At 51.3% G+C, this 9,254-nt stretch carries 7 protein-coding genes, 1 tRNA gene and 1 rRNA gene; 3 read left to right on the top strand and 6 right to left on the bottom strand.

The window, feature by feature from the left end; all coding sequences use genetic code 11:
• The first annotated feature begins 26 nt into the window (after positions 1-26).
• Both L384_RS17455 and rrf read left to right on the top strand, forming a co-directional pair.
• A tRNA-Thr gene (locus tag L384_RS17455) sits at positions 27-102 on the top strand.
• A 43-nt stretch (positions 103-145) separates the two neighbouring features.
• Positions 146-261, top strand: a 5S ribosomal RNA gene (gene rrf, locus L384_RS17460).
• A gap of 340 nt (positions 262-601) precedes the next feature.
• Here the strand turns inward: rrf and L384_RS17465 are convergent.
• The 3 genes from L384_RS17465 to L384_RS17475 form a co-directional block, all read right to left on the bottom strand.
• On the bottom strand, positions 602-823 hold the full coding sequence (locus L384_RS17465; RefSeq protein WP_003860364.1) for a lipoprotein: 222 nt from the start codon (positions 821-823) through the stop codon (positions 602-604).
• Positions 824-1,071: 248 nt separating this feature from the next.
• Positions 1,072-4,185, bottom strand: a complete 3,114-nt coding sequence (locus L384_RS17470) for an efflux RND transporter permease subunit (RefSeq protein WP_023323809.1) — start codon at positions 4,183-4,185, stop codon at positions 1,072-1,074.
• An 11-nt stretch (positions 4,186-4,196) separates the two neighbouring features.
• Positions 4,197-5,336, bottom strand: a complete 1,140-nt coding sequence (locus L384_RS17475) for an efflux RND transporter periplasmic adaptor subunit (protein ID WP_023323808.1) — start codon at positions 5,334-5,336, stop codon at positions 4,197-4,199.
• 398 nt (positions 5,337-5,734) lie between these two features.
• Between L384_RS17475 and envR the strand changes: the two genes are divergently transcribed.
• Positions 5,735-6,382, top strand: a complete 648-nt coding sequence (gene envR / locus L384_RS17480) for an acrEF/envCD operon transcriptional regulator (protein WP_023314924.1) — start codon at positions 5,735-5,737, stop codon at positions 6,380-6,382.
• Here envR and L384_RS17485 read toward each other — a convergent pair.
• The 3 genes from L384_RS17485 to fis form a co-directional block, all read right to left on the bottom strand.
• The gene (locus L384_RS17485) at positions 6,377-8,461 is read right to left on the bottom strand and encodes a putative bifunctional diguanylate cyclase/phosphodiesterase (protein ID WP_023323807.1); all 2,085 of its coding nucleotides are present in this window, start codon (positions 8,459-8,461) and stop codon (positions 6,377-6,379) included. The genes envR and L384_RS17485 overlap by 6 nt on opposite strands.
• A 140-nt stretch (positions 8,462-8,601) precedes the next feature.
• The gene (locus L384_RS17490; protein ID WP_003860373.1) at positions 8,602-8,766 is read right to left on the bottom strand and encodes a DUF2556 family protein; all 165 of its coding nucleotides are present in this window, start codon (positions 8,764-8,766) and stop codon (positions 8,602-8,604) included.
• 178 nt (positions 8,767-8,944) lie between these two features.
• Positions 8,945-9,241 (bottom strand): DNA-binding transcriptional regulator Fis, encoded by a 297-nt coding sequence (fis, locus tag L384_RS17495; RefSeq protein WP_000462905.1) that lies wholly within the window; start codon positions 9,239-9,241, stop codon positions 8,945-8,947.
• Between the last annotated feature and the right edge of the window lie 13 nt (positions 9,242-9,254).

Below are 9,254 nucleotides of genomic sequence, written 5' to 3'. Positions count from 1 at the left end.
GAACTGCCAGGCATCAAATTTAGCGTGCTGATATGGCTCAGTTGGTAGAGCGCACCCTTGGTAAGGGTGAGGTCCCCAGTTCGACTCTGGGTATCAGCACCACTTTATACTTAGGTTAAAGTTCGGCAAGAAGTAAAAGAATTTGTCTGGCGGCTTTAGCGCGGTGGTCCCACCTGACCCCATGCCGAACTCAGAAGTGAAACGCCGTAGCGCCGATGGTAGTGTGGGGTCTCCCCATGTGAGAGTAGGGAACTGCCAGACATCAAACAAGTAGAAAGGCCATCCGAAAGGATGGCCTTTTTGCGTTATATCTCTAGCTAAACCAATTCCCTCATTCGATGTTCTCACTGGTGCCGTTAATACCCTACGGACGTAGCGCTTTACCGTACTGAAACTGTAGTTGTGAAATGCATTCTGCTGGCTCGCAGTAGTGTTAAATGAATTAAATGTTATGCCAAATGCTGTACAGGTAAGGGATATAGCGAGGAGTAAGGTAGCGTATTGAATTTAATTAATATCTGATGTTATTTGCGATGGGGAATATACGTTTCTTATATCAGGCAAAAATAAAAGCGCGGCCATCGCCGCGCTTTTAGAAGCCTTATTTAGTGAGGGCGACAATACCGAGTGTCAGGCCAGCGATTGCCGCGGCGCCACCAGCAATCGCACCTGCTGTTTCCCAGTTATCCTGGGTAGTGCCCTTCATACAGGTATTGGTGTGAACCAGTCGCCCCTGATCGTCGTATACCGGTACACATGGGGAATCGTGCGCGCAACCAGCAAGCAGCGCAGCGAGAAGTGCAACGGAAAGGAATCTTTTCATGATGTTACCTCAATATGATCGCCTATTCGCTAAAGAGCCGATGCGGCAATTAACGAATCGATGATTATTTTACCACCGCACTAATACCATGCAGCACGTGGAATAATCTCAATTTGTGTGGATTGTAAAAATTATGAAGAAAAAAGCGCGGGCAGTAATTATTAATGGAGGAAATGTGAAGAGGGGATGTGTTTTTACATCGTTTTCAGGAAATAAAAAAGGCACCAGAGGTGCCTTTATGATTTTCATTAATCCTTGTGCTTTGTAAATCGTCTCCGGACAACCACAAAGAAAACAGGAACAAAGAATATGGCCAACAGGGTGGCTGAGAGCATCCCGCCCATCACGCCCGTCCCGACCGCATTTTGTGCACCACTACCTGCACCGCTGCTGATGACCAGAGGCATAACACCAAGGATGAATGCCAGGGAAGTCATCAGGATAGGACGCAGACGCATACGCGAGGCTTCAAGCGTGGCTTCGATAATCCCTTTGCCTTCTTTATCCATGAGATCTTTGGCGAACTCAACGATCAGTATGGCGTTCTTGGCTGATAAACCAATTGTTGTAAGCAGACCAACCTGGAAGTAAACGTCATTGTTCAGCCCTCGCATTGATGCAGCCAGAAGCGCACCGATCACCCCCAGAGGCACAACCAGCATGACCGAGAATGGAATTGACCAGCTTTCATAGAGAGCCGCCAGACACAGGAACACCACAATAAGTGAAATGGCGTACAGCGCCGGAGCCTGATTCCCGGAAAGTCGTTCCTGATAAGACATCCCCGTCCAGTCGTAGCCGATGCCGGACGGCAGTTTTGACGCAAGGTTTTCCATCAGCGCCATTGCCTCACCGGTACTTTTGCCTGGTGCAGACTCACCGAGGATCTCCATTGATGGCATCCCATTGTAACGTTCCAGACGCGGTGAACCGTAAACCCAGTGAGAGCTGCTAAAGGCAGAGAAAGGCACCATTTCGCCGTTAGCGCTACGCACATACAGGCCGTTAATGTCTCCGGGTAGCATACGGAAGCGAGCATCAGCCTGGACATAAACTTTTTTCACCCGTCCGTGATCGATAAAGTCGTTCACATAGGTGCCACCCAGGGCTGTTGAAATAGTCTGATTGACGTCAGACACGCTCACACCCAGCGCCTGTGCCTTCTCCTGATCGACGTCCAGCTTGAACTGTGGCGTATCTTCCAGTCCGTTAGGACGCACGCGGACCAGTAAGTCAGGATGTTCTCTCACCATGCCCAGCAGCTGGTTACGCGCCTGCGTTAACTGCGTATGTCCCAGGTTTGCCTGGTCTATCAGTTCAAAGTCAAAGCCTGTTGCGGTACCCAGTTCAATAATGGCAGGCAGGTTAAACGGAAATACAAGGCCGTCTTTGATCTGGCTGAACGCTTTCGTCGCGCGGCTGACAATCGCCTCAACGCCGTTTTCCTTGCCCGGACGCTCTTCCCATGGCTTCAGGCTGACGAAAGCGATACCGGAGTTCTGACCCTGTCCGCTAAAACTAAACCCGTTTACGGTAAAGACCGATTCAACGTTCGCTTTCTCTTTCGTCAGGTAATAATCCTGAACCTGATCGAGTACCTGCTGGGTACGCATCTGCGTCGCCCCTGCCGGCAACTGAACCATCGTCATAAACACACCCTGATCCTCTTCCGGCAGGAAGGAGGAAGGCAGGTGCAGGAACAGAACTGCCATGCCGCCGACGATGATGACGTAAACCAGCAGATAGCGGCCGGTCTTACGTAAAATGCCGCTCACGCTGTTGCTGTAGTGCTCCACACTCTTATCAAAGAGCGCGTTAAACCAGCCGAAGAAACCACCTTTCTTTTCATGATGTTCGCTGGAAACCGGTTTGAGCAGCGTTGCACAAAGAGCAGGCGTTAATATCAACGCCACCAGTACCGACAAGGCCATCGCGGAGACAATGGTCAGCGAGAACTGGCGATAGATAGCCCCGGTTGAACCACCAAAGAATGCCATCGGAATAAATACCGCCGAAAGCACCATAGCAATGCCCACCAGAGCGCCCTGGATTTGCTCCATTGACTTCTGCGTCGCCTCTTTTGGCGGCAGCTTGTCCTCAACCATGACGCGTTCTACGTTCTCGACTACCACGATGGCGTCATCGACGAGAAGACCTATCGCCAATACCATCCCGAACATCGTCAGGGTGTTAATGGAGAACCCGAACGCAGCCAGTACCGCAAAGGTGCCCAGTAACACCACGGGAACGGCGATAGTGGGAATAAGCGTTGCCCGCAGGTTTTGCAGGAACAGGTACATCACCAGGAACACGAGAACAATCGCTTCAAACAGCGTCTTCACCACTTCATGGATGGAGATCTTCACGAAAGGTGTGGTGTCGTACGGATACACGACTTTCAGACCCTGAGGGAAGAAGGGCTGCAACTGCGCCAGTTTACTCTTGATGGCGGCAGCGGTATCCAGCGCGTTTGCGCCAGTCGCCAGCTTGATCCCCAGCCCCGTTGCTGCCTGGCCATTGATTTTGGTGACCATGTTGTAGTTTTCGCCACCCAGCTCAATGCGTGCCACATCTTTCAGGTGGACCATTGAACCGTCCTGGTTCACCTTCAGCGTCACACGACCAAACTCCTCCGGCGATTTCAAGCGTGTTTGAGCAATAATTGAGGCGTTCAGTTGCTGCCCTGGTACGGACGGCGTTCCTCCCAACTGGCCCGCAGCAATCTGGTCGTTCTGTGTTTTCAGCTGGTTAATGATATCCAGCGGCGTGAGCTGATATTTGTTCATCGCGTTGCTGTCCAGCCAGATGCGCATTGCATACTGGGCACCGAACAGTTGCACGTCACCGACGCCGGAAGTACGGCTGATCGCATCTTTTACGTTAGAAGCGACATAGTCGGAGATATCATCCTGCGTGAGATTTTTATTGTCCGACACAAAGCCTGCAACCAGCAGGAAGCTGCTGCTGGATTTCTCCACGCCAATCCCCTGCTGCTGCACTTCTTGCGGCAGCAGCGGCATGGCGAGCTGGAGTTTGTTCTGAACCTGCACCTGCGCGATATCAGGATCCGTACCCGACTCGAACGTCAGCGTAATGGTGACGTTACCGGCGGAATCACTGGTGGACGACATGTACATCAAATTATCGATACCGTTCATGTTCTGTTCGATAACCTGAGTTACGGTGTCCTGTACCGTCTGGGCATCAGCGCCAGGGTAGGTTGCTGTCACCGCCACCGCTGGCGGCGCAATGGTCGGATATTGCGCCACCGGCAGTTTTAAAATGGCCAGCCCGCCCGCAATCATCAGAATGATGGCGAGTACCCAGGCGAAAACAGGCCGTTGAATAAAGAAATTAGCCATGTCGTTATTCCTTAACTGGCTGGAGTCGCGGCGGTATCAGGAATAGCCACGACGGTAACGCCAGGGCGAACTTTTTGCAGGCCGCTGATAATGACGCGGTCGCCGTTTTTCAGGCCTTCCGTGATCAGCCAGCGATCGCCAATCGCCTGCGGTGCAACGACAGTGCGCGATTCCACCTGGTTTTTATCGTTTACCACAAGCACGGTGGCATCCCCGCGCGGTGTACGGGTTACCCCCTGCTGGGGAACAAGAATGGCATCAGGCTGTGTACCTTCGTCAATGCGTGCACGGACAAACATACCCGGTAACAGCATATGCTGAGGGTTAGGGAAGAGGGCGCGAAGGGTGATTGAGCCGGTACTTTCATCTACCGTGACATCAGAGAACTGGAGCGTTCCTTTCAGTGGATAAGGCTGGCCATTTTCCATCAGCAACTCGACGCTGCTGGTGTCTCCCTTTTGCAGGCTCGTCTGCTGCTTCAGACGCATAAAATCGCTGCTGGATTGCGTCACATCGACATAAATGGGATCGAGCTGCTGAACCGTCGCCAGTGCAGTCGACTGACCATTAGTAACTAACGCCCCTTCGGTGACGCTGGATTTACCTATACGCCCGTTGATTGGGGATGTGACTTTGGTATAAGCCAGGTTGATCCGCGCGCTTTCAACGCCAGCCTTCGCGGCAACGACGCTCGCATCCGCCTGCTGGGCGGTTGCCACCGCCTGATCGTACTCCTGCTTGCTCACATATTGCGTACCGACCAGCGGAACGTAACGTTTCACCGTCAGATGAGCGATATTGGCCGCCGCCTGTGCTTTTACCAGTTCACCTTTCGCATTGTCGTAGGCTGCCTGATACGTGGCCGGATCGATCTGATAAAGGGATTCACCCGCTTTGACGTCGCTGCCTTCGGTAAAATTACGGTGCAGAATGATACCACTTACCTGGGGACGAACCTCCGCAACACGATACGCGTCAGTTCTGCCAGGCAATTCTGTCGTTACGGCCAGTGGCGCGCTTTTAACAATATGAACACTGACCTGAGGAGCTTGCGCATGCTGCTGTGGGTTTTCTTGCCCATCGCACCCGGTAAGCAGCGCGGCACAGACAATGAAACCGGATAAGGGTAAGCATCTGAAGTGATTCGTCATTACTGTTCCTTAAACTACCCCTGAACCGATATTTGTCATGAATCGGTGAAAGGGTGTGAGGCAAAAAAAGAAATGTAGCTGCGTATAATAATGAGGGTATTTAATGTTTTTTAATTTATAAGTGCTGATGGAGCTTTTAAAAAGTAAAAATCGGAATCTGACCCAGTGCATTCGACACTCTATTTCTGTCAGGATAATCAACGAAATGCTTTTTGGTGAAAGCTATACATATGTTTTATGTATTTAATATATTCAATTTATTCACGAGGTTTATAAATTAAACGAATTGACTTTTTTTGTGCAAAACTAACACGGATTTTGGTTAATACTTTGTCTGACACGACCACGGCAATATCCTTTGATAACGTATCAATCTTGTAAGTAACGAGTAGCAGGTAATGGCGCGCAAAAAGAAAGAAGAGGCTCAAAAGACCCGCCAGCAGCTGATTGAAGCCGCTATCAGGCTATTCGCGACGCGTGGTGTGGCCAGCACCACGCTTACCGACATTGCCGATGCAGCTCAACTCACTCGCGGGGCGGTTTACTGGCATTTCTCGAGTAAAGCGGAAATATTTAACGCAATATGGGAACAGCAATTGCCGCTGCGTGAAATCATTCGTGACAGGCTAATGCTTTCCGAAAATGACGACCCTTTGTTAATGCTTCGTGAACAATTTATTGTTGCGCTGCAATATATTGCGAGCGAACCCCGACAGTATGCGCTTTTACAAATTCTGTATCATAAGTGTGAATTTCATGACGATGTGATTTCAGAATGTGAAATACGCAAGCGGATCGGTTTAAACGATGATTATCTTCGCAAGACGCTTAAGCGATGCATTGCTCATAACATTATCTCTTCGCAAACTAATATTGAACTGGCGCTGATTGTTTTCCATGCGTTTTTTAGCGGAGTCATTAAAAACTGGTTAATGGATAACACCAGTTTTAATCTGTACAAACAAGCGCCGGCGCTGGTGGATAATATTCTGGCGACACTAAATATCACCCGAGTGGCGCCAGTGGTTTACGATACAGCCTTATGACTGCGCCCGGGGTGGCGACATCTCCCCGTGCTGGCACTGTTCCATAATAGCTTGCGCGGTAATTGGTTTGCCCAGCAGATAACCCTGTAGCGTATTGCATCCCAGTTCTGTCAGGAAGGTCTGCTGCGCTGCGGTTTCGACCCCTTCCGCCACGACCTTCAGATTCAGCGTTTTTGCCAGGGCGACAATCGCCGAGACAATTGTCGCATCTTCGCTCTCTCCACTTAACTCTTTCACAAAAGCGCGATCGATTTTCAACTCGCAGGCGGGAAGCCGCTTAAGATAGAGAAGGCTTGAGTAACCTGTACCAAAATCGTCTATTGAGGCTTTTACTCCCGCATCCGTCAGCGCTGTCAGGACGCGTACGCTTTCGTCCGGATTGCTCATTGCCGTGGTTTCAGTCACCTCCAGGATCAACATGCCGGGCGGCACGCTATGGCGCGTCAGACAATCGAGAACCGTTTTAACCAGCGACGGCTGTTCGAACTGCAACGTAGAAAGATTCACCGCCATTGACCAGTCCGTGTGGCCCTGAAGATGCCATTCACGCAGCTGGCGGCAGGCCTCGTCGATTACCCAGTTTCCAATCGGAATAATCAGCCCTGTTTTCTCTGCCAGCGGTAGAAACAGGTCGGGGGAGAGTAATCCCTGTTTGGGATGCTGCCAGCGTAACAGCGCTTCGAACCCGATGACCGGCCCGGCAGGGGCGTGGAATTTAGGTTGATAAAGCAGGCGTAACTCATCACGGTCGATGGCCTGCCACAGATCATTCATCAGCTGTAGATGCGTCTGCGCCAGCGTATTCATTGACGGCTGGAAGAAGTGATAGCCGTTGCGACCCATATGTTTCGTGTGGTACATCGCAGCATCAGCGTTAAACATTAGTTCACGATCGGTTTTGCCATCGTGTGGATAGAGCGCAATGCCAATGCTCAGGGTGACCATCAGTTCGTAAGGATCGAGATGGAACGGGCTATCAATGACGCGCACCAGTGAATTTGCCAGTGAGGCAGCATCATCCGGGGTGGCGGTTTCGGCCAGCAGCACGAATTCATCCCCACCGATACGCGCCAGCGTGTACTGACCTTTCAACTGCAACAGCAAACGCTGAGTCACCGCTACCAGAAGCTTGTCACCGACATCATGACCATAGGCATCGTTGACGGTTTTAAAGCCGTCGAGATCCATAAACATCAGCGCGAAAGGGCTTCCTTCGCGATCGGCCTTGCTGATGGCCTGATCGAGGCGATCCTCAAGCAGAATACGATTGGGTAATCGCGTCAGCGTATCATGCAACGCCAGCTGTGCGAGTTCACGATTAGCTTCTGCCAGTGATGAGGCCAGCAGCGAGGTACGAGCCTGAAGGCGGGCATCAAACATCGACACCAGCAGCGTAATCCCCAGAATAGCGAGCGCGACCACGCTAACCAATATCGCCAGCCAGCTCCCGTTAATGCCATGATGGTGGACCATCGTCGACATCGGAAATTGTGCTGCTTCCATGCCAGCGTAATGCATGCCAGCGATAGCGATGCCCATGGTGATCGCCGCCCCCAGCCGCATCAACGCCATTCGTGCGGCTTCCTGACGTAAACGGAACGTCAGCCAAAGAGCGGCCAGTGAAGCGGCAAGGGCTATGACCACAGAGATAGCCACCCACGTTTTATCCCAGACAATACCCGGTGTGACCTCCAGGGCAGCCATACCGGTGTAGTGCATGGCAACAATGCCCGTTCCCATCACGACGGCGCCAGGCAGCAGCCGGCGCAAACGTAGCTGCTCGCCGCTAACGAGCCACAGGGCAAACATTGACGAGCTAATGGCGATAACCATCGAAAGCACGGTCAGGGCCGCGTTGTAACTCATGCTCATGGAAAGATCCATCGCCAGCATACCGATGAAATGCATCGCCCACACGCCAATCCCCATCGAAACACCGCCACCTGCCAGCCAGACGCGTGCAGCGATGCCCTGGCTTCCGGCAACGCGCGCAGCCATATTCAGTGCGGTATAGGCGGCAAGAATGGCAACAACAAAGGAGATGACTACGAGGATTTGGTTGTATTGGCTAACCAGCATGGTCTGTTCACTCGTGTGAGACGTTAAGCAAGAGCGGTTGGAAAGGGGACAGACATTATCATCGTCAGGAAATGACGAAAAGTGATTTAAGTCACTGTTTTTATTGGGTGTTAACAGGGTTTTATACAGGATGGAAGCGGTTAGTCCAGCTCTGAGCAGTTGACCAGTTTAAGCGGGTTCACGGAATTCATATTGCGACATTTATCGGTTTCAGTGCTCATCAGTTCAATCCACTGCATCAGCAGCGCATCGAAAATGAAAACAGAGACAGCAAAAACGACCAGCCACCAGTATTTACGAATCATGTGTCATTCCGCGAAAAGAGAGCCTGTAAGTTGGTGGAAATATACACGAAAAGCGGGCGTTGAAAAGTGGGGAAAGGGAAGGTTTACAAAGCGTTGACGGTTGCTCGCCCGAACGATAAAAAAGGCGCTTCCCCATGCCGAAGAGCGCCTTTTTAAACAAGCAGTTAGCTAATCGAAATTAGTTCATGCCGTATTTTTTCAGTTTCTTACGCAGGGTACCACGGTTGATGCCCATCATCAGGGCAGCGCGGGTTTGATTACCACGGGTGTATTGCATCACCATGTCCAACAGTGGCTGTTCAACTTCAGCCAGTACCAGCTCATACAGGTCATTAACATCCTGACCGTTCAGTTGAGCAAAATAGTTCTTCAGTGCCTGTTTAACCGAGTCACGCAGGGGCTTTTGAGTCACCTGATCCTGAGAGTTAACGGTAGAAACGGTCAGTACGTCAGAATTTACGCGTTGTTCGAACATAGTTCTGTCAGCT

The organism is Enterobacter sp. MGH 38, from assembly GCF_000492855.1.
Lineage (GTDB): Bacteria > Pseudomonadota > Gammaproteobacteria > Enterobacterales > Enterobacteriaceae > Enterobacter > Enterobacter hormaechei_C.
The sequence above is the reverse complement of the archived record's forward strand: the minus strand, read 5'-3'. Positions and strand labels throughout refer to the sequence as shown.